This is a genomic window from Planosporangium flavigriseum, from assembly GCF_011947225.1.
In the GTDB taxonomy this organism is placed as follows: domain Bacteria; phylum Actinomycetota; class Actinomycetes; order Mycobacteriales; family Micromonosporaceae; genus Planosporangium; species Planosporangium flavigriseum.
Genome location: NZ_JAATVW010000001.1, coordinates 60,163 through 78,974 on the forward strand (window position 1 = coordinate 60,163; position 18,812 = coordinate 78,974).

The window sequence follows — 18,812 nt, forward strand, 5'->3', positions numbered from 1 at the left end:
TGGACTCGTGCCCGAACCACCTGATCTTCGTGAAAGCCTGGACGGGCTACCAGGATTCAACGAAACGGAGACAGGGTGGAACCGGCGCGTTCAGAGGTGCAGATCCACGAGGGCGGGGTCAGGGTGACCCGCTGGACGTTCGATGTCGGACAGCACACCGGCATACATCGGCACGAGGTTCCCTATGTCGTCGTACCGGTTGTGTCGGGCCGGATGGGCGTGCGGGTGGGCGACGACGTGACCTATCACGACATCGTCGCGGGCGAGAGCTACTTCCGCGCCGCGGGGGCCGAGCATGACGTGTACAACGCCGGCGCCGCCCCGTTCGCCTTCGTCGAGGTCGAGCTCGTCGGCGAAAATGCCCAATCAGGCAAAAACAAGGACATTTGACAGTATGGTTCATGATAGATCATTGACGGGCGGATCGGCCCGGTAGACCACGAACGAGGGGTGACATGGAGCTGCTTGCCAGCCCCGAGCTGTGGGTCGCGTTCGCGACCCTGCTGCTGTTGGAGATCGTGCTGGGCATCGACAACGTCGTGTTCATCTCGATCTTGTCCGGCCGACTGCCGGAGCATCAGCAGGCCCGGGCCCGCACCGTCGGCCTCGCGCTGGCCCTGGTGACGAGGCTGCTCCTGCTCGCCTCGCTGTCCTGGGTGATCGGACTTACCGCTCCCCTGTTCACGATCCTGGGGCTGGAGATCTCCGGTCGGGACCTGATCCTGCTTCTCGGCGGACTGTTCCTACTCGGCAAGGCCACGTACGAAATCCACGAGCACCTCGAGGGATCGGACCACGGCACGTCGAGCAAGACGGCGTCGTTCGCCGCGGTGATCGCGCAGATCCTGGTGCTCGACGTGGTGTTCTCGCTCGACTCGGTGATCACCGCGGTGGGCATGGTGGACGAGTTGATCGTCATGGTGGCGGCGGTCGTCGTCGCGATGGTCGTCATGCTGTTTTCGGCGGGCGCGGTCAGCCGCTTCGTCAACCAGCACCCGACGGTGAAGATGCTCGCGCTGTCCTTCCTGCTGCTCATCGGCGGCAGCCTGATCGCCGAGGGCTTCGACCAGCACATCCCGAAGGGCTACGTGTACGGCCCGATCGCGTTCTCCATCTTCGTGGAGTTCCTCAACCTGCGGGTGCGGGCGCGCCAGCAGCGTCGCCAGGCGGAGCCGGTCCACCTGCACCCCACCTACGTCAAGGCCGAGCAGGGTGAGCAGGTGGCGTCAGCGCACGCCGACAGCCGCTAGGTCGCCACGGCTTCGAGCGGTCGGGCACCGGCCGGAACGGAGCCGCGGACATCGCGGCCAACCGGGTCAGCAGCGCGGCCGCGCCCGCGCAGGCGAGCAGGCAGTGGACCGCCGTCACCTGGCCGGCGGGCCGAAGGCGGTCAGGAACCGGTCCCGGAACGCGTCCATCCGCCAGACCGGCGCCTGCGGACCGGGCTTCAGGCCGTCCTGCCAGCCCCATCCGGAGATCCGGTCCAGGACGGCCGGGTCCCTGGCGACGATCGTGACCGGCACGTCGCGGCTGGCGTCCGTGGCCGTGACGACCGCGGGCTGATGGTCACCGAGGAAGACGAGCACGAGGTTGTCGTTGCCGTAGGTCTGCACGTACGAGATGAGCGAACTCAACGAGTACGCGACGGAGCGCGCGTACGCGGTGCGGATCCGGGCGGGGTCGCGCCACACCCGGTCCGGCTGGTCGCCCTCTTTGACCATGGGCCCGAAGACGGCGCCGTCCCCGACGTCGGTCCAGTCGACGGTACGGGGAACGGGCGCCCAGGGCGCGTGGCTCGACGTCAGCTCGATCTCCGCCATCAGCGGGGCGCGGTTCGGCTTCCCGTGCTCGAGGCGTTCGAAGGCCGACAGCGTGTACTGGTCGGGCATCGTGCCCAGCGTGAACGACGGACCGTGGTACCCGAGGTGCTGGGCGGCGTACACCTGGTCGTAGCGGTACAGCGCACCCTCGGGCCAGGCGCCCGCGGTGCCCGGCATGACGGCGACCGTCCGCCAGTTCGCGCGCCGGAAGGCACTGGTGAGGGTCAGCCGGTCGCTCGACACGAAGTGCTGGTAGCGCTGCTGGGTGTGGGTCCACAGGCCGGACTGGAGCGTGGCGTGGGCGAGCCAACTGCCGCCGCCGTACGTCGACGAGGTGAGGAAGGCGCTCCGGGACGCGAACCCGGCGGCGCTCAGTTCGCGGGTACCGGCGTCGAGTACCGGATCGACGATCGCCGCGAGCCGCGGGTCCCCGATGGCGGAGCGACCGTAGCTCTCGACGAACGTGACGATGACGTCCTTGCCGCGCAGCGCGGTCAGCAGCTGGTCGCCGGGGGTGTCCCGGAAGGCGTCGCGGGCGATCTCCCCGGCGAACACCTGCGGGTCCCGCAGGCTCACGCGCGCCTGCCGCGCGCCGTCGTAGGCGAAGGCGGCCGCGCTCCGCGAGGCGACCGGCACCCCCGGCACGACCTGCACGCCGAGGAGGGCGCAGACGCCCCAGGCGACGCCGAGCACCGCGAGGGTACGGGTGGCGGCGGTCCGGCGCCGGAACACGACGCGGGTCAGGCGCCGCACCGCCAGCGACAGGAGAATGAGCACGGCGACGGCGAGAAGCACGGCGGCCACCGCGGCGGCGATGGCGCCGAACCGGCCGGTCGACCGCGCGAGGGTACCGACGGCGTCGTCGAGCAGGCCCCAGTCGAGCACCGGGTCGAACGGACGGCCGAGCGCCGCGAAGAAGCCCACGGAGATGATTTTCAGGACGGTCAGCAGGCCGAGGGTCACGCCGGCGACGGCGGTCGCCGGCCGCCGTACCCGTGCCGGGAGGGCGAGCAGGAGCGCGGCGCCGAAGAGCGCCTCCCCCGGGATGCGTACGAACGCACCGGGCGTGATCCGACCGAGCTGGTCCGGCGCGACGAGCGCGACGAACACGAGCAGTCCGGCCAGGACGGTGGCCACCCGGGCTGCGGTTGCCCGTACCCGGATCAGCCGGTCACGGTCGCGAGCAGGCGAACGGGGCGTCTGGTTTTCGGGCGGCACGGTTGGCCTTCGCCTCCAGGTAGCCGGCATTGGCCGGGGACACGTACAGGCCGGTCGGCACGCGCTCGGTCAACGTCACCCCGAGCCGGCTGAGCTGTTCGACCTTGTCCGGGTTGTTGGTCAGCAGCGCGCAGCGCTCCACGCCGAGGGCGGCGAGCATCTGGGCGGCTGCGGTGTAGTCGCGCTCGTCCTCGCCATGTCCGAGGGCGAGGTTCGCCTCGTAGGTGTCCAGACCGGCGTCCTGGAGCGCGTACGCGTCGAGCTTGGCGTACAGGCCGATGCCTCGGCCCTCCTGTCGCAGGTAGAGCAGGAAGCCGCCGACACCCGCAATGCGTTCGACCGCTTCGCGCAGTTGGGGGCCGCAGTCGCACCGCTGGCTGCCGAACACGTCCCCGGTCATGCACTCGCTGTGCGGGCGGACCAGCGGTGCTGGCCCGCCGGCCGCGCGCCGGTCCGGCGGCCCCGCCCAGTCGCCAAGGCCGAGGGCGAGATGCTCCCGCCCGTCCACCAGCCCGTTGAAGGAGAACACGCGCGCGGTCGTGCCGTATCCGTCGGGGAACCGGATCGGCACCGTCACCTGCGTCCGGACCGTTGCGACCGGCAGTGTCTCGTACATTCATCTCCTCCTTCAGACGGGCATCCGCCGCAGCCGGCTGATCTGCGGTGCCAGCAGCACGCAGGCACCGGGCAGGCTCGAGACGAGCACCAGGGCCCCGTACACCACGGCGGCTGCGACTCCCTGTGCGACGGTCAGCCCGGCGGCGCCGAACGCCCACGCGGCCACCCCTTCGCGCGGCCCCCAGCCGCCGACGTTCAGCGGCAGCCCCATGGCGAGCAGCGCCAGCAACGTCAGCGGCACCAGCTGGGACAGGGGCGCGCTCGATCCCGCGGCGCGTGCGGCGATGACGAACGTCGCCAGGTGGCCCGCCACGACCACGACCGAGGCGAGCACGATGCCCGGCCAGTTTCGGCGCGCGAGCAGCCCGTCGCGGATGTCCGTCTTCAGCGTGCGCAGCGCCCGCGGCAGGCGCTTCGCGCGTTGCGGGCGTGCCCGCACCAGGAGTGCGGCACCGAGACCGGCGGCCACCGCGGCCGCGATCGCGGCCGGCAGGTACGGCCGCACCGGCGACGGGCAGACGAGCAGCACGATGATCGCCAGCGCGGCCTGGACGACCTGACCGGCGGAGCGTTCCCACACCACTGCCCGGATGCCGCGGCCGACGTCGCCGGCGTCCCGGCCGTGGCGCACCGCTCGATGGACGTCGCCCACCACCCCGCCGGGAAGGGTCGCGTTGAGGAACACCGACCGGTAGCAATGGGCCGCGGCGGTGCGCAGCGGCAACCGCACCCCGAGGCCACGGGCGACCAGGCTCCACCGCCAGGCGCAGCAGAACGTGGTCAGTACGCCGATGCCGAGCGCCGCCGCGAGCACGCCGGCGTCGATCACGCGCAGCCCCCGCAGGAACGGACCGGCGCCCAGCCGCCACAGCAGAAAACCGAGGATGGCCGCCCCGCCGAGCGGCCGGGCCCAGGACCAGAACGACCGCTTCCCCGGCTGTGTCCGGGACGGGGCCTGGAGCGTCAGTGTCGACTCGCTGCGCAAGGAGCCTCCTTCGAAGAGCATCTCCTTGCCAGCACGCACTGCCGTGGTAACGGGTTCACGCACAGCCGGTTCGCGTACAGCCGGGTTCATGGGCAGCCCGCCAGGAGGTCGTGGTGGCCGACCACGACGCCGAGCCGGCCCGCGGCGATCTCGGTCCGCCGGCGTGCCGCGTAATTTTTCGTCCTGCCGGTCAGCTCGGGCCGCTGCTCGCACGCCGCGCCCAGCCAGCCGTCGAACCACTCGGCCGCCAGGTCGGCCTGGTCCGGGCCGAGCCGCCACGGAGTGGACCGGACCACGACGCCGACCCCACGCTCGCGGAACGCGCCGACGCACGCGTCGGCGGCGTCCGGACCGAGCAGCGTCCGGCCGCCGGTCGTGCGGCGCTGGTGCGCGTTGAACGCGTCGGCGACCGCCGCGTCCAGCGGATCGGGCGGCGTGAGCTCCACCTGGCCGATCACCGAGAGGGTCAGCAACGCCGGGCATCCGGCACCGGCACACGCCGCCACGACCCGCTCGACCTCGTCGGCGGTCAGCATGTCCAGCAGCGCGGAAGCGGTGATCAGGGCGGCGCCGTCGAGGTCGGCCGGGGTCAGCCGGGTGATGTCGCGCTGCCGCGTCTCGACGGTGACGGGGGCGCCGTCGGCGGCGGCGATCGGCTCGGCGGTGGCGCGCGCCAGCAGGTCGGCGTCGCGGTCGTACAGGACCCAGTGCTGGGGGCCGGGCAACCGCGGGGCCACCCAACGGGTCATCGATCCGGTACCACTACCGAGGTCGTGGATGACCGGACGCGGGCTGCCCGCCAGGTGCCGGCGGACCGGCTCGACGAGCTCGGGCGCGCGGGCCGCGGCGTCGGCGGCCTCCCGCAGCGCGAGCCAGTCGACGAAGGCGCGGGTCATGCCGCCGCCTCCCGCAGGGTTCCGGCGATCCGCCCGGACGTGACCGCCCAACCGGCCAGCGTGGCGCGGCGGGCGCGGGCGGAGCGTCGCAGCCGCCGCCGCAGCTCCGGCTCGGTGAGCCACCGGCGGAGCGCGTCGGCCACCGCGGCGGGGTCCTCGGGCTGGACGAGGAGGCCCGGCAGGCTGCCGTCCGGCGCGCGACCCAGGGCTTCGGGCAGCCCGTTCGCGGCCGTCGCCAGTACGGGGATCCCCCGGGCGAGGGCCTCGGTGACCACCATCCCGTACGTCTCGCCGCGCGACGCCAGTACCAGCAGGTCGGCGGCGGCGTACGCGGCGTCGAGCGCGTGGCCGGTACGCGGGCCGACCAGGCGGACGCGGCCGGCCAGGTCGTAGCCGTCGAGCCGGCCGCGCAGCCGCTCGACGAAGCCGGGATCGCGGTTCAGCGCCCCGACGCACCCGCAGTCCCAGGTGAGGTCGGCGACCTTCGCGAGGGCGTCGGCCAGCACGTCGTGCCCCTTGGGCGGCGTGACGGCCGCGACGCAGAGCAGCCGCGAGCCGGCGTCCGACCCGGGTACGAGCGGCGCGGCATCCACCCCGGGCGTGGCGACGTGCACCCGGTCCGCGGGCAGCCGATAGCGGTCGAGCAGCCGGCGACGGGTCCAGGCGCTGGTGGCGATGACCGCGCGCGCCGCCGCCAAGGCCGCACCCTCGGCAGCGTCCTCGGTCGGCAGGTGCACCAGCACGACCAGGCGCAGCCGGCGCGCCTCGGGTACCAGTACGTCCGGCACCGCCGACGCGACCAGTCCGTCGAGCAGGACGACCGCGCCGTCCGGCAGCCGGTCGAGGACGCGGGCCAGGTTTGTGCACTCCGCGGCGGACGGCCGTGGCCAGGCGCCGGGCACGGCGTGCTCGCGTAACCGCCAGCCGGCCGCGGCGAGCCCCCGGCAGACCTGGCGGTCGTACGCGTTGCCGCCGCTCGGCGTCGCCGGATCGTCGATGTCGTTCGGCAGGACGACGTGGACTTCGGTCATAGCGACCGTTCGTAGCTCGCCCAGGCGATATGGGATTCGTGCAGCGTGACGGCGATCCCGGCCAGTCCCCGGGCGCCTTCGCCCAGCGCGCCGGCGTGTACCCGCTCGGCGAGGCGGTCTGCGATCACCTTCGCGAGCGCCTCGGTCGACGTGTTCACGCCGGCGAACTCGGCCTCGTCGTCGAGGTTGCGGTAGGTGAACTGGCCGAGGACGTCGTTCAGCTGCTGGCTCGCTAGGCCGATGTCGACGACGAGGTTGTCGGCGTCGAGTTCGGCGCGCCGGAACGCCGCGTCGACCACGTACGTCGCGCCGTGGAGCCGCTGCGCGGGTCCGAAGACCTCGCCGCGGAAGCTGTGGGCGATCATCATGTGATCGCGTACGGTCACGCTGAACACGTCGATCAATCTCCGTCGTAAGTGATCAGATGGCACAGCCCGGGCAGGTCGCCCGTGGCCAGTCGCGCGAAAACGTCGGGTAGCTGGTCGAAGCGGAGCTCATTCGTGATCAGCGCGTCGAACGCCGGATCTTTCAGTAGTTCCAGGGCGAGGGCCAGGCGGTCGGCGAACGTACGACTCCCCCGCCGGGCCGGCGAGACGGTACCGACCTGGCTGCTGCGGATGGTCAGCCGTCCGGAGTGGAACTCGCCGCCCAGCGACAGGCTGACGGCGCGGTCGCCGTACCAGCTCAGTTCGATGACCGTGCCTTCCGGCGCGAGCAGTTCGAGCGAGCGCTGGAGCCCGGCCGAGGTTGCGCTCGCGTGTACGACGAGGTCCCGGCCTTCGTGAGCATCGGCCGGCAGCGCGAACTCCACCCCGAGCGCGGCGGCGACGCCGGCCCGGGCCGGGTCGGCGTCGACGAGCTGGACATGTACCCCGGGAAACCGCGCGGCGACGGCCGCGACACAGCAGCCGACCATGCCGGCGCCGACCACCGTGATCCGGTCGCCGACGAGCGGCGCGGCGTCCCACAGCGCGTTCACCGCCGTTTCCACCGTGCCTGCGAGGACGGCCCGGGCGGGCGGGACGCCGTCGGGTACCGCGATCACGGCGCTGGCCGGGACGACGTACGCGGTCTGGTGCGGGTACAGGCAGAAGACGGTACGGCCGAGCAACTCCGGCGGGCCGGCCTCGACCACGCCCACGTTGAGGTAGCCGTACTTCACCGGCCAGGGGAAGTCGCCCTCCTGGAACGGCGCGCGCATCACGGCGTACTGGCTCGCGGGCACCCCGCCGGCGAAGACCAGGGTCTCGGTGCCCCGGCTGATGCCGGAGTGCACGGTGCGGACTCCGACCTCGTCGGGGCCGGGGGCGGGCAGCGTCACCGCCCGGATCTCGCCCGCGCCGGGCGAGCCGATCCAGAAGGCGTACGCCTCGCGCCTCATCGGCGACCTCCTCACCTTCTTCCCTCGGTGAACCGGATGGTCGATTCTTGCGTGTACTCGATCAAGTTGCACCCCCCCTAGTCACGGAGGTCCGGTGCCCGCGGTTCGAACCGGTCCGGTAATCGGACTGAGTGTCCAGGTTGTCCTGCTGGCAGCCCTGGCCCTGCCCACCGGCCTGAGCGCCGCGGGATGGCTGACGGGCGTCGGGTACGGGCTGGTCGTCTGCGCCGCGCTGTCCCGGGGCCTGTCCCGGTCGGGCGCCCGCGTCCTCGGGCCGGCCGACCGGGTGACGCTGACCCGGGCCACGCTCGTCGGCGGCGTCGCGGCGCTGACGGTTGACTCCTTCGGCCGGCCGGCACCGGTGGCGACGATGGTCGTACTCGCAAGCGTGGCGCTCGTGCTCGACGCGGTCGACGGCTGGGTGGCGCGGCGTACGGGCACCGTCTCCGCACTCGGCGCGCGCTTCGACATGGAGGTCGACGCGTTCCTCATCCTGGTGCTCAGCATCCACCTCGCGCCCTCGGCCGGGCTGTGGGTACTCGTGATCGGCGCGATGCGGTACGCCTTCGTGGTGGCGGGCTGGCTGCTGCCCTGGATGCGCGCAGCGTTACCGCCGCGCTACTGGCGGAAGGTCGTCGCGGCTGCCCAGGGCGTCGTCCTCGTCATCGCCACCGCCGGCGTACTGCCCCGGCCCTTGACCGTCGCCGCCCTGGCGGCAGCGCTGGCCCTGCTCGTCGAGTCCTTCGGCCACGACGTCCGGTGGCTGTGGCATCACCATCAGTCCGCCCAGCCGCTGTTGATGCCCCACTCGTCCTGCTCGCCATTGACGCGGAGCGACCCCGAGATGATGATCAGCGCGAAGGAGGCACGGACGTGAGTCAATTCGAGGCCGTGCTGTTCGACGCGGGTGACACCCTGATCCGGCTCTCCGGCAACGGGGAGACGTTGCTGCACCGGGCGGCGGCCAACCTCGGGGTCGACCCGCTCGACCCGGAGGAGGTCGCGCAGGTGTGGCGGCGGGTGCTCGACCGCAGCAGTACGGCCGATGAACTGGCCAAAGGCCGTGACCTGTCGAACGCCCGGCACCGGGAGGTGTGGACCGCGCTGTACGGCGCGGCCGGCTGCGAACGGCTCGCTGCCGGACTGAGCGACGAGTTGTACGAGCTCACCGTCGACGCCGGGTCCTGGGAAGCCTTCCCGGACACCGTTCCGACCCTGAGCGCCCTGCACGAGCGGGGGCTGCGGATCGGCGTCGTCAGCGACACCGGCTTCGACCTGCGCCCGGCGATGGATCTGCTGGGACTGTCGCCGTTCCTGGACACCGTCGTGATGTCGTTCCAGTACGGCGTCTGCAAGCCCGCCGCGAAGCCCTTCCTCACCGCCTGCGACCAGCTACAGGTCGATCCGGAGCGGACCCTCATGGTCGGCGACAACCCGCTGACCGACTCCGGCGCGGTGACCACCGGCATGCACGTGCTCCTGCTGCCGCCACCCGCGCAGAGCGGCCCGCGAGGGCTCGGGCACGTCCTGTCGCTGGTTTGAGCCGGTACGCCTCAGTCTGGATCTTGACACCTTAGGACGGTCGCCCTAATGTGTCACATAGGACATTCGCCCTACAGGCGGCCACGTGCCGTCGGGTCCGATCGACCGAGGAGACGAGCGCGGTGAACGGAGCGGCGACCCGAGCCAGGATCATCGACGCGGCGGACCAGTTGTTCTACCGGCACGGATACGAGCACACGTCATTCGCCGTCATCGCGGATGCGGTTCAGATCTCGCGCGGGAACTTCTACCACCACTTCAAGTCCAAAGACCACATCCTGGGCGCGGTGATCGAGGCCCGCCTCGCCGCCACCCGGCAGCTGCTGGACCAATGGGAAACCGAGGACGCCGACCCCGCCGGGCGCATCAAGAAGTTCATCCACATCGTGGTGGCCAACCAGGTCGACATCCAGAACTACGGATGCCCTGTCGGCACCCTGACGGCCGAGCTGGCAAAGCTCGACCACCCCTCCCGGGCCGCGGCCACCAGCCTGTTCACGCTTTACCGGGAGTGGTTGCGCGATCAGTTCGCGTTGCTCGGACACGCGGACCGGGCCGACGCGCTGGCGATGCACGTACTCGCCTTCAGCCAGGGCATCGCCACGCTGTCGAACGCCTTTCGCGACGAGGAGCTCGTCCAGCGAGAGGTGCAGCAGTTGTGCGACTGGCTGAGCTTTCTCCTCCCCTGAGGCATCCCACCCGAGCACGTCGCTACCCGGCCCGGACGGCAGGCCACGATGCGCCTGGAGCGCCAGCGCGCCCGATTTCCCGGCCAGGGCCCTGGTCCACCTCGCACATTGCCCGCTTGCCTGGGGTGTTGTCGATCACGATCGAACGGGCGGGCGCCGCGCGACTGGTAGATTTCTAGATCACGAAGGGGAGTAGCCCCCAACGTCGTGGTCGACATACTGACGCGTTCGTACGCGTCCGGCCCGACGGCCTCATCGATGGGGCGGGCGAGACCTTCGGCTTATGGCTATGCAAAGCCGGGCCGAGGTTTCGTCGACACGGAATCCGACCCGGCACGACCGGGAAGGATTACATGAGCGGGTTCCTCACCGCCCTGGCGGTTAGTTTCGCTGTCATCTTCGTCGCTGAACTCGGTGACAAGTCTCAGCTGATGGCCATGACGTTCGCCACCAGGTTCAAGCCCTTGCCGGTGCTCATCGGCATCACCATCGCCACAGCGGTGGTACACGCTGTTTCCGTCGGGATCGGCTACGGGCTCGGCGCGACGCTGCCCACCGGCTGGATCGCACTGATCGCCGGCCTGTCGTTCCTCGCCTTCGGCGCGTGGACGCTGCGCGGCGATTCCCTCACGGACGAGGAAAAGTCGAAGGCCGAACGCACCACCCGAGGCGCGGTCGTCGCGGTGAGCGTGGCGTTCTTCCTCGCGGAGCTGGGCGACAAGACCATGCTGGCGACCATCACCCTGGCAACCCAGCACGGCTGGTTCGGAACGTGGCTGGGCTCGACCGTCGGCATGGTCGCCGCCGACGCGCTCGCGATCCTGGTCGGGCGGGCGCTCGGCAAGCGCCTGCCGGAGAAGGCGATCAAGTACGGCGCGGCGGCGCTGTTCGCCATCTTCGGGGTGTGGCTCCTCGTAGACGCAATCGGCCAGCTCACCTGACAGCGGCCGATCGCCGTCGACAGCGGTGGGTGTCGCTGGAACCAGCGACACCCACCGCTGTCTGCAGTGGCATCAGTGCCCGATCGAGCGCCGGCAACGCCCAGCGCGGGCGAGTAGTTCGCGCATGCGCTCCGCCGCCTGGTGGGCCTGCTCCAGCGGATTCGCGAAGGGCAGTCGCACATCCCGATCGTGGCTGGCAAACTCCAGCCGCAAGACGACGCCGAAGCGGTCGAGCCGTACGGGCTGGATGCGCCGAACGCCGTGCAGGCGGTGTGGCGGTACCAGGCGTGACAGGCTCTCTATCGCCTGCGGATGGCCGTCGACGAGGTGGCACAGCAGCTCCGCCTCAGCGACGGCAAGAGGATCCGGCCGGGCGGACGCGAAATCGGCCGGACCGATGTCGGTGGCGCCGTGCGGTTCGACGAGTTCAGCGGCGGCGAGGTCGAGCACCGCGAGTTGCTCGGCGCCGCTTGTCACGGCCGGGTCGTCTCCCGAACTCAGCCAACCGGTGAGCGTTGCGCGGCAGCGGACACGATTGCGCACAGCGACGGGGGCGACATCGGTCAGCTCGATCATCGCGACGAGCTCCCCCTGGTGCAGGAGCTCTTGGGCAAGGCAGCTGCCGTTGGGGAACTCCAGCATCAGCCGGCCGGTGTCGTCGACGTGATGCCGGCCGACGAGGTCGGCGTGATGACCGGGGGTCCGCAGTCGCAGCGATGAGGCCGCGACGAGCAACGAGCGCAGCCGCTCGGCAGGCTCGGGGTCAGGCTTGCGGGACATGGCACCTCCGACTTAGGTTAGGCTCACCTTAGTTGAAGGCCACGACATGGGCCAGCCACGACCCGAGGTCCGACTGCCGGAGCGGGCGGAGGTGCCGGTCGTCTACAACGAACAGCCCGTCGTCGGGCGCAACTCCCGCCGATTCACCGGCTACCTGGATCGTCCGCCCCGAGGGTGGTTGAGGCTAGGGAAGCGACGCCTGGACCCGGCCGTCCACCACGCGGGTACGCAACAGCGGCTGGTCGGTCGCGGCCGGTCCGCGCACGACAACACCGTCGGCCAGCCGGAACGTACTGCCGTGCCAGGGGCATACCACGCAGTCGGCGCCGCCCACGCGGGTCAGCTCGCCGTCGCCGAGCGGCCCGGTGTGGTGGCCGCACCGTTCGATCATCACGGTCACCCCGTCGCCGAGACGCGTGACAAGCACCGGCACGTCGCCGATGCGGGCCACCATCGGCTTTCCCTCGGTCAGCTCGGCGTGCTCGCACAGGTCGTGCCAGCCCTCGGGGATCTGCCGCAGAAACGGCTCGGCCTGGTTGACCCCGGCGGCCTGCCGGAAGCTCAGATGGCCGCCGACGTAGGCGCCGAGGCTCGCCGTGCCCAGTCCGGCGTACGCCAGCCACCTCCCGCGTCGGCCGTTGCCGGTCAGCCGCGCGGCCAGGGAGCCGGCGTACAGGCCGAGCGCGATCGCGTTGGCGGCCGCGTGCACGAGGCCGACGCGGCGCTGCTTGCGCGACAGCGACGCCCAGTCGGTCAATCCGGCGACGGCGGCCGGCACAGCGGTTGCGGTTCCGACGCCCACCAGTACCGTCGCCGCTTTTCCGGTGCCGGGAAGCGCGTCCAGCACGGCGGCGCTCATCCAGGCGCCGACGGGCAGTTGGACGGCCGCGGGGTGCAGCGGGTGGCCGAGCCACACGCCGTGCAGCGCGTCCCGTACCCGATCCGGCAGCACGGCCCGCACCCCGCGCCGCAGCGGATCGCCTACCCGGTCCAGTGCGCCGGCCATTTCCACCCGGTCCAGCAGCTTCCGCATCGCCATGGCGTGCCTTTGCCCGCCGCGAGCGGCGGGCAAACAGCGACTGTTGTCAGCGGCCGTACTTCAGCCGCGCCTGGCGCGGCACCTGGCCGAATTTTCCGGCGTGGAAGTCCGTGAACGCCTGCGCGATCTCGGTGCGCTTGTTCATTACGAACGGGCCGCCCATCGCGACCGGCTCGCGGATCGGCCGGCCACTGTAGATCATTACCTTGCTCTGCTCGTCCCGGTCGGGGGCGGCCACCTTCAGCAGACTATCCGCTGCGGTGCGGCCGCTGGGGTCGGACCAGGCGGTCTGCCCAGCCTGGACGGTCCGGCCAGCGACGATGACCTCGCCGGAGATCACGTAGGCGAAGGCCCGGTGGTTGGCCGGCAGTGGGTACTCGGTCGACGCGCCGGGATCGAGCGTGACGATCGCGCCCTGTACCGGCCAGTGGTTGAGCGCCGGCCCGGTGACCCCGGCGATCGTGCCGGAGACGACGTCGATCACCACGCCCGGCAGCGTCAGGCGCGGCCGGCCGGTGGCCAGCACATCCTGGTAGCGGGTGGCGGCCATCTTGGAGCGGGCGGGCAGGTTCAGCCACAGTTGCAGCGTGTGGGCGTGCTCGTTCCGGAAAGCGAGCTCACGGTGGATGATGCCGCGCCCGGCCGTCATCCACTGGACGTCTCCGGCCTGGAGCGCGCCGGCGTTGCCGAGGTTGTCGCCGTGTTCGAGGACGCCGTCGAGCACCGTGGTGACCGTCTCCAGGCCGCGGTGCGGGTGCCACTCGAACCCGGGCTCGGAGAACCAGTCCTCCGACAGCAGCAGGAACGGGTCGGTCAGCGACGGGTCGACCGGCGCGATGATGAGCGCCTTGTCGTCGACCTGGGCGTCCGGGCCGAAGTGCTGCTTGGTCGTCACCCGTGACACGGTGCGACCCTGGGCGAGCGTGGGAGTACCCATGATGTGCCGTCCTCGATTCGTTTGCTGACGCGTCAATAATCTACCGCCGGGAATGCTGACGTGTCAGCAATCTGCGCGGTAATGTGACCCGGTGAGCAACCCGAGGTGGCTGGACGAGCGCGCGGCGCGCATGTGGCGCGCGTTCCACGAGATGCGCCGCCACCTGGACAAGGCGATCGAGCGCCAGTTGGCCGACGCCGGGCTGTCCACCGCGGACTACAACCTGCTCGTCCCGCTCTCCGAAGCGCCCGGCGACGGACTGCGCGCGCGTGACCTCGCCAGCCACGTCGACTGGGACCGTAGCCGGCTGTCCCACCAGCTTCGCCGCATGGAGCAACGGGGACTCATCACCCGCCGGGACTGCCCGACCGACGCCCGGGGCACGATGATCATGTTGACCCCGGCCGGGAGGAGAGCCGTCGAGGCGGCCGCCCCCGGGCACGTCGAAACCGTCCGCCGCCACTTCGTCGACCTCCTCAGCCCGGAGGAGATCGACACCCTCACCGCGATCTCGACGCGGGTCCGCGACAGCGGCGCGGACATCGCCCCCTGACCGTCAGCGTTCGACCGTCCGGGCCACCCGGCGAGACGGCTTGAAGGCGTACAGGTCGACGGTGGCGGGCGGATCGGCGATGCCGGGCCCGCCGGCGCCCACCCAGGCGGTGATGTCGTCGACCGCGCCGTCGTCGAGGACGAAGCCCAGCCACACCGGCCGCGCGCCGGCGCTCCGGCCGGCGGGCGAGGGGTTGATGACGACGACGTTCGAGTACTCGCAGACGTCCAGGCAGTCGCTGAGCCGGAGCTGCGCGACGCCGGCGAGCTTCGCGCGCAGCCGCGCCAACTGCGCGGCGTGGTCGACGCCCGGATGTTTGGCGGTGGTGCCACAGCAGCAGCCGCGGCAGACCGTCACCGTACATCTGGCCCCGGCGTCCCCGCCGCTCGAACGTGCGCGCTTCACGCCGACGACCGTACCGGTGCGGCAGTCAGCCGCGCACGGTAGGCACCTACGGCAGGACCGCGCGTGCGGGGCCGGTCAGCACGACCGACCGGCTGAGATTGCGGGGCGAGTCGGGATTGAGGCCACGCGACTCCGCGAGCGCGACCGCCGCGCGCTGCGCGACGACCAGCGAAGCCAGCGGGTCCAGCGGAAGGTCCACCACCGTCGCGCCGACCGACCGCGCCTCCGCGGCGAGGGCCGGGTTGAGCGGACCGAACGACCACACGACGCTGCCGGGGCCGGACACGCTCATCGGCCCGTGGCGGTACTCGAGAGCGGGGTAAGCCTCCGTCCACGCCTGCGCCGCCTCCCGCAGCTTCAGGGCGGCCTCCTGGGCGAGACCGACCGTCCACCCCCGCCCGACGAACGTCCACTGCGGCACGATGCCGGGGTCGACCGGCAGTTCGACGGCCAGTGCCCGGCCGGCGTCGGCCGCGGCGGCGGCCGCGCCGCCGTCGCCGGCGTGCGCGCGGAGCAGGGTGAGCGCCGTCGTGGCGAAGCGCGTCTGGACCACCGACCGCTCGTCGGCGAAGGGCAGCGCGATCACGTCGTCGGCCGCGGCACCGACGGGCCCGTCCGGTACCGCGGTGAGCGCGACCGAGCGTCCGGCGAGACCACGGCCCAGAACGTGGACGACCTCAGAGGTCGTACCGGACCGCGTGATCGCCACCATGACGTCGTAACGCCGCCCCGCCGGCAACTCGGACGCCGGGTAGGCGTCCGACCGGCCATGCCCCGCCCGTTCGCGTAGAGCGGCCGCCGCCTGCGCCATGTAGAGCGAGGTTCCGCAGCCGACGAAGCACACGTCCGCACCCTCGGCCGGCAACAGCTCGGCGACCTCAGGCGCGAGTTGCGCGGCACGCCGCCACAGGTCCGGTTGGGTTGCGATCTCCTCCGCGGTTGTGCTCATCGGCAGATGATCTGGCTAGTTTTACGCACCGTCAAGCGCTGTTTGCGGCTATCCAGGCAAGGTCACGGTGGCCTGGCGTGCGGACCCCTGGCGGGGACCGGCCGAGGGAAGTAAGTTACTCGAAAGTAATCAGTTTATTTAAACTTAAGAGTGGCGTCGGGCGCGCGATGCTCCGGCCCCTCCTCCCCGCCGCGCAAGGAGCCAGCATGCGCCGTCGCCCCGCCCGGCTCGCCGTCGCCGTCGTCGTCGCCGCCCTCGTTTCCGGTAACGCCGCGGCCGCGGCGGCCACCGCCGCCCCCGCACCGGGCTCCGTCGAGTACCTCGCCCGCGACACCCGGAACATCGCCGAGGCCTACGGCCGGCAGACCGCGCCGGACGGCCAACTCTCGCTGGCGTACGGACTGGCCGAGGCCCAGTACATCGGCCCCGTCTACGCCGGCCAGCTCGCCGCCCAGGCCGCCACGCCCACCCGGCCGGCGCTCTCCCCGGGCCTGCTGGCGCCGGGCTGGAACAGCGGCAACCCGTACCGCAAAGACTGGGCCGGCACCCGCGGCACGATCACCCCGGTCGCCTTCACCAACCGCTACGGCGCCCTGGTCCGCGGCGACGTCTTCGCGCCGCTGCCCGACGCCCGCGACCCCTACACCGGCCGCGCGCTTACGGCGCCGTACCCCGGCGTCGTCATCACCACCGGCTCGGTGCAGGGCAGCGAGCGGATGTACTGGTGGCTGGCGCAGGACCTCGCCGAGCGCGGGTACGTGGTGCTCACCTACGACGTCCAGGGCCAGGGCACCAGCGAGACGCTGCCCCACCAGAGCCCCATCGAGGACCTGCCCTACTGCAACCTCGCCGCCGCAGCGCCAACCGGCGAACAGAGCCCGTGCCCCGGCGTGCCGTCCCAGCAGACGGCGAACTTCGTCTACGGCACCGAGGACGCGATCGACTTCTTCCTCTCCACGCCCGGCGCGCCGTACCCCACCCCGTCCGCCGGCAGCGCCGATGTCGACGCGTACAACCCGATGTGGCGACTGTTCGACCGCTCGCCCGATCAGCAGACCGTCACGCCGGGCCGCACCACGCGGCTGGCGCTGGTCGGCCACTCGCTCGGCGCGCTCGCCGTCTCGTACGTGCAGGGCGTCGACGAGCGGGTCGCGGCGGTCGTCGCCCTCGACAAGCTCGCGACGCGGGCCGCGATCGGAAGCACCTCGCCACCGTTCGATGCCCAGGGCCCGCTGCGGCCGGTTGTCCCCGGCCTCGGGGTGCAGTCGGAGTACGGCTTCACCGTGGCGCCGTACTGGGCCAACCCCGGCCTGTTCGATCAGTCGGGGGTCGGGTCGCCGACGAGCGCGCCGGACCCGTACCGGGAGGAGAAGACCGGGTACGCCGGCTGGAAGGCCGCCGGGGTGGACACGATGGTGGTCGTGCCGCGGGCGTCGACGCATCTGGAGTACACCGACATCCCGTACGTGCTGCCCGCCTCCCGGTACGGCCAGGACGTGGCCAGCCACTACACGCAGGCCTGGCTGGACAGGTACCTCAAGCACGACCCGGCGGCCGACGCCGCGCTGCTCGCGACGTCCTTCCGGTACCTGGAGCCGACCAGCAGCGGGGCGTGGCGGCCGGTGACGCTGAACCGGTCCGACCGGCTGTCGTTCTACTTCTGCTCCGGCTACGCCCTCACGACCGGCACCGGCCGACAGGTGAACGACGACATCGCGGGCGTCGGCTGCGCCTGACGGTAGCGGCTACGCCAGATTCAGGTTCCGTGTCGCGTGGGTGGCCGCGTCGATGGCGGACGCGGAGGTGATCCAGTCGTTGATGAGGGCGGCGCAGCCGATGATGCCCTGACGGTCGGCGAACGTGCTGGCGACGATGCGCAACTGGCGGGTCGCGAGCGTGGTCGACCGCTGGTACACGGTCTCGCGCAGGCCCGCGACGAACGGCTCGTACGCGCTGGCCAGGTCGCCACCGATGACGACGACCTCGGGGTTGAGCAGGGTGACCGCGGCCGACAGCACCTCTCCGACGCGGCGGCCGGCATCCCGGATCATGCCGAGCGCCTCGGGGTCGCCCTTGAGCGCGATCGCCACCGCGTCGCGGACGTGCTTGACGTCGCGCCCCAGCCCCTGGAGCGCCTTGGCGATGGCCCATCCGCCGGCGACCGCTTCGACGCAGTTGGTCTGCCCGCACCGGCACCGCACGGGCGGTTCGACCGGGATCGGTACGTGACCGAGTTCACCAGCGGCGGACAGCGCACCGTGCTGCAGCACGCCGCCCATCACGATGCCGATGTTGATGCCGGTCGAGGCCTTGACCATGATCATGTCCGAGACGCCGCGGAGCGGACCGCGCCGTTCGGCGATCGTCATGACGTTGACGTCCTTCTCCACCAGGACGGGGACGTCCAGGTCGCGGCGGAACAGCTCGCGCAGCGGGATGCCGTCCCAGGCCGGTAGCGCGGCGGAGCTGACCATCGCGCCCGACTCGGGGTCGACGCTGCCCGGCACGCTGACGCCGATGCCGCGCACCTCGGACAGCTGACGCCCGCAGTCGGTGACCATCCGGTACAGCTGGTCCACCACCGGCGGCAGGCAGTGCTGCGGGCCGATCGTCTGATCGACCTCCATCGAGTGCTCGGCCAGCACGGAACCGCCCAGGTCGGCGACTGCCAGCTGGATCCGGCTCCGGCCCACGGACGCCGCCAGCACGACTCCACCCGCCGCGTTGAACCGCAGCCGGGCGGCCGGCCGCCCGCCGGTCGACTCGGCGCCCGACTCCTCGACGAGCAGCCCCAGCGCGAGTAACTGGCCGACCCGCGCGGTCACCGCGGTGCGCGACAGGCCGGTCGTCCGGCCGATGTCGGTGCGGCTCAGGCCACTCTCGGCCAGGACCAGCTGCATGATCTCACCGGCCGTGGGCGGGTGGTCGGCGAAGCGGCGGCGGTCGCCGGCGGCATCGGAGAGTGTCACGAAAGAAGTACATCACCGCCGAGTTAGGTACGACAAGTAATCCGAATGGTTAACTTATG

Annotated in this window: 20 protein-coding genes and 1 pseudogene; 8 read left to right on the plus strand and 13 right to left on the minus strand. The window is 71.6% G+C overall.

What is annotated here, in order from left to right; genetic code table 11:
- Positions 1–75 precede the first annotated feature (75 nt).
- Positions 76–390 (plus strand): cupin domain-containing protein, encoded by a 315-nt coding sequence (locus HC028_RS27220; protein ID WP_168071671.1) that lies wholly within the window; start codon positions 76–78, stop codon positions 388–390.
- A gap of 65 nt (positions 391–455) precedes the next feature.
- Positions 456–1,250: a TerC family protein gene (locus tag HC028_RS00235; protein ID WP_168071672.1), complete on the plus strand. Its 795-nt coding sequence runs from the start codon at positions 456–458 to the stop codon at positions 1,248–1,250.
- A 114-nt stretch (positions 1,251–1,364) separates the two neighbouring features.
- Here the strand turns inward: HC028_RS00235 and HC028_RS00240 are convergent, their stop codons facing one another.
- The 7 genes from HC028_RS00240 to HC028_RS00270 form a co-directional block, all read right to left on the minus strand.
- A complete protein-coding gene (locus HC028_RS00240; RefSeq protein WP_168071673.1) occupies positions 1,365–3,038 on the minus strand; it encodes an alkaline phosphatase family protein in 1,674 nt (557 codons plus the stop codon).
- Positions 2,992–3,654 (minus strand): GTP cyclohydrolase II, encoded by a 663-nt coding sequence (locus tag HC028_RS00245; protein WP_168071674.1) that lies wholly within the window; start codon positions 3,652–3,654, stop codon positions 2,992–2,994. The genes HC028_RS00240 and HC028_RS00245 overlap by 47 nt, the downstream gene beginning before the upstream one ends.
- A gap of 12 nt (positions 3,655–3,666) precedes the next feature.
- A complete protein-coding gene (locus HC028_RS00250; RefSeq protein ID WP_168071675.1) occupies positions 3,667–4,662 on the minus strand; it encodes a lysylphosphatidylglycerol synthase transmembrane domain-containing protein in 996 nt (331 codons plus the stop codon).
- Between the two features lie 65 nt (positions 4,663–4,727).
- Positions 4,728–5,537, minus strand: a complete 810-nt coding sequence (locus HC028_RS00255; RefSeq protein WP_168071676.1) for a class I SAM-dependent methyltransferase — start codon at positions 5,535–5,537, stop codon at positions 4,728–4,730.
- Complete coding sequence (locus HC028_RS00260) at positions 5,534–6,568, minus strand: glycosyltransferase family 4 protein (protein ID WP_168071677.1); 1,035 nt, start codon at positions 6,566–6,568, stop codon at positions 5,534–5,536. Before HC028_RS00260 ends, HC028_RS00255 begins: the two co-directional genes overlap by 4 nt.
- On the minus strand, positions 6,565–6,963 hold the full coding sequence (locus tag HC028_RS00265) for a 6-pyruvoyl trahydropterin synthase family protein (RefSeq protein ID WP_168071678.1): 399 nt from the start codon (positions 6,961–6,963) through the stop codon (positions 6,565–6,567). The genes HC028_RS00260 and HC028_RS00265 overlap by 4 nt, the downstream gene beginning before the upstream one ends.
- A 5-nt stretch (positions 6,964–6,968) precedes the next feature.
- The gene (locus HC028_RS00270; RefSeq protein ID WP_168071679.1) at positions 6,969–7,949 is read right to left on the minus strand and encodes a zinc-dependent alcohol dehydrogenase; all 981 of its coding nucleotides are present in this window, start codon (positions 7,947–7,949) and stop codon (positions 6,969–6,971) included.
- A gap of 94 nt (positions 7,950–8,043) precedes the next feature.
- Between HC028_RS00270 and HC028_RS00275 the strand changes: the two are divergent.
- The 4 genes and pseudogenes from HC028_RS00275 to HC028_RS00290 all read left to right on the plus strand — a co-directional run.
- Positions 8,044–8,754: pseudogene (locus HC028_RS00275) on the plus strand (CDP-alcohol phosphatidyltransferase family protein); the annotation flags it as partial.
- Positions 8,755–8,822: 68 nt separating this feature from the next.
- Complete coding sequence (locus HC028_RS00280; protein WP_168071681.1) at positions 8,823–9,491, plus strand: HAD family hydrolase; 669 nt, start codon at positions 8,823–8,825, stop codon at positions 9,489–9,491.
- Positions 9,492–9,613: 122 nt separating this feature from the next.
- On the plus strand, positions 9,614–10,180 hold the full coding sequence (locus HC028_RS00285; RefSeq protein WP_168071682.1) for a TetR/AcrR family transcriptional regulator: 567 nt from the start codon (positions 9,614–9,616) through the stop codon (positions 10,178–10,180).
- Positions 10,181–10,533: 353 nt separating this feature from the next.
- Complete coding sequence (locus HC028_RS00290) at positions 10,534–11,121, plus strand: TMEM165/GDT1 family protein (protein ID WP_168071683.1); 588 nt, start codon at positions 10,534–10,536, stop codon at positions 11,119–11,121.
- A gap of 72 nt (positions 11,122–11,193) precedes the next feature.
- On the opposite strand, the gene HC028_RS00295 is transcribed toward HC028_RS00290, so the two are convergent.
- From HC028_RS00295 to HC028_RS00305, 3 genes are all read right to left on the minus strand, one after another.
- Entirely contained in the window at positions 11,194–11,901 is a 708-nt protein-coding gene (locus HC028_RS00295) for a DUF2470 domain-containing protein (RefSeq protein WP_168071684.1), read from the minus strand.
- 184 nt (positions 11,902–12,085) lie between these two features.
- Positions 12,086–12,934 carry a Rieske (2Fe-2S) protein gene (locus tag HC028_RS00300; protein WP_168071685.1) on the minus strand — a complete coding sequence of 283 codons (849 nt, stop codon included), beginning with the start codon at positions 12,932–12,934 and terminating at the stop codon, positions 12,086–12,088.
- Between the two features lie 52 nt (positions 12,935–12,986).
- Positions 12,987–13,877 (minus strand): pirin family protein, encoded by an 891-nt coding sequence (locus HC028_RS00305; RefSeq protein ID WP_168071686.1) that lies wholly within the window; start codon positions 13,875–13,877, stop codon positions 12,987–12,989.
- A 91-nt stretch (positions 13,878–13,968) separates the two neighbouring features.
- Between HC028_RS00305 and HC028_RS00310 the strand changes: the two genes are divergently transcribed.
- A complete protein-coding gene (locus HC028_RS00310) occupies positions 13,969–14,430 on the plus strand; it encodes a MarR family winged helix-turn-helix transcriptional regulator (RefSeq protein ID WP_168071687.1) in 462 nt (153 codons plus the stop codon).
- A 3-nt stretch (positions 14,431–14,433) separates the two neighbouring features.
- On the opposite strand, the gene HC028_RS00315 is transcribed toward HC028_RS00310, so the two are convergent.
- Both HC028_RS00315 and HC028_RS00320 read right to left on the minus strand, forming a co-directional pair.
- On the minus strand, positions 14,434–14,787 hold the full coding sequence (locus HC028_RS00315; RefSeq protein WP_203981225.1) for a (2Fe-2S) ferredoxin domain-containing protein: 354 nt from the start codon (positions 14,785–14,787) through the stop codon (positions 14,434–14,436).
- A gap of 94 nt (positions 14,788–14,881) precedes the next feature.
- Positions 14,882–15,784 carry an SIS domain-containing protein gene (locus tag HC028_RS00320; RefSeq protein ID WP_168071689.1) on the minus strand — a complete coding sequence of 301 codons (903 nt, stop codon included), beginning with the start codon at positions 15,782–15,784 and terminating at the stop codon, positions 14,882–14,884.
- 206 nt (positions 15,785–15,990) lie between these two features.
- Between HC028_RS00320 and HC028_RS00325 the strand changes: the two genes are divergently transcribed.
- The gene (locus HC028_RS00325; protein ID WP_168071690.1) at positions 15,991–17,520 is read left to right on the plus strand and encodes an alpha/beta hydrolase family protein; all 1,530 of its coding nucleotides are present in this window, start codon (positions 15,991–15,993) and stop codon (positions 17,518–17,520) included.
- Positions 17,521–17,529: 9 nt separating this feature from the next.
- Here HC028_RS00325 and HC028_RS00330 read toward each other — a convergent pair whose 3' ends face one another.
- The gene (locus tag HC028_RS00330) at positions 17,530–18,753 is read right to left on the minus strand and encodes an ROK family transcriptional regulator (RefSeq protein ID WP_203981217.1); all 1,224 of its coding nucleotides are present in this window, start codon (positions 18,751–18,753) and stop codon (positions 17,530–17,532) included.
- Positions 18,754–18,812 lie beyond the last annotated feature (59 nt).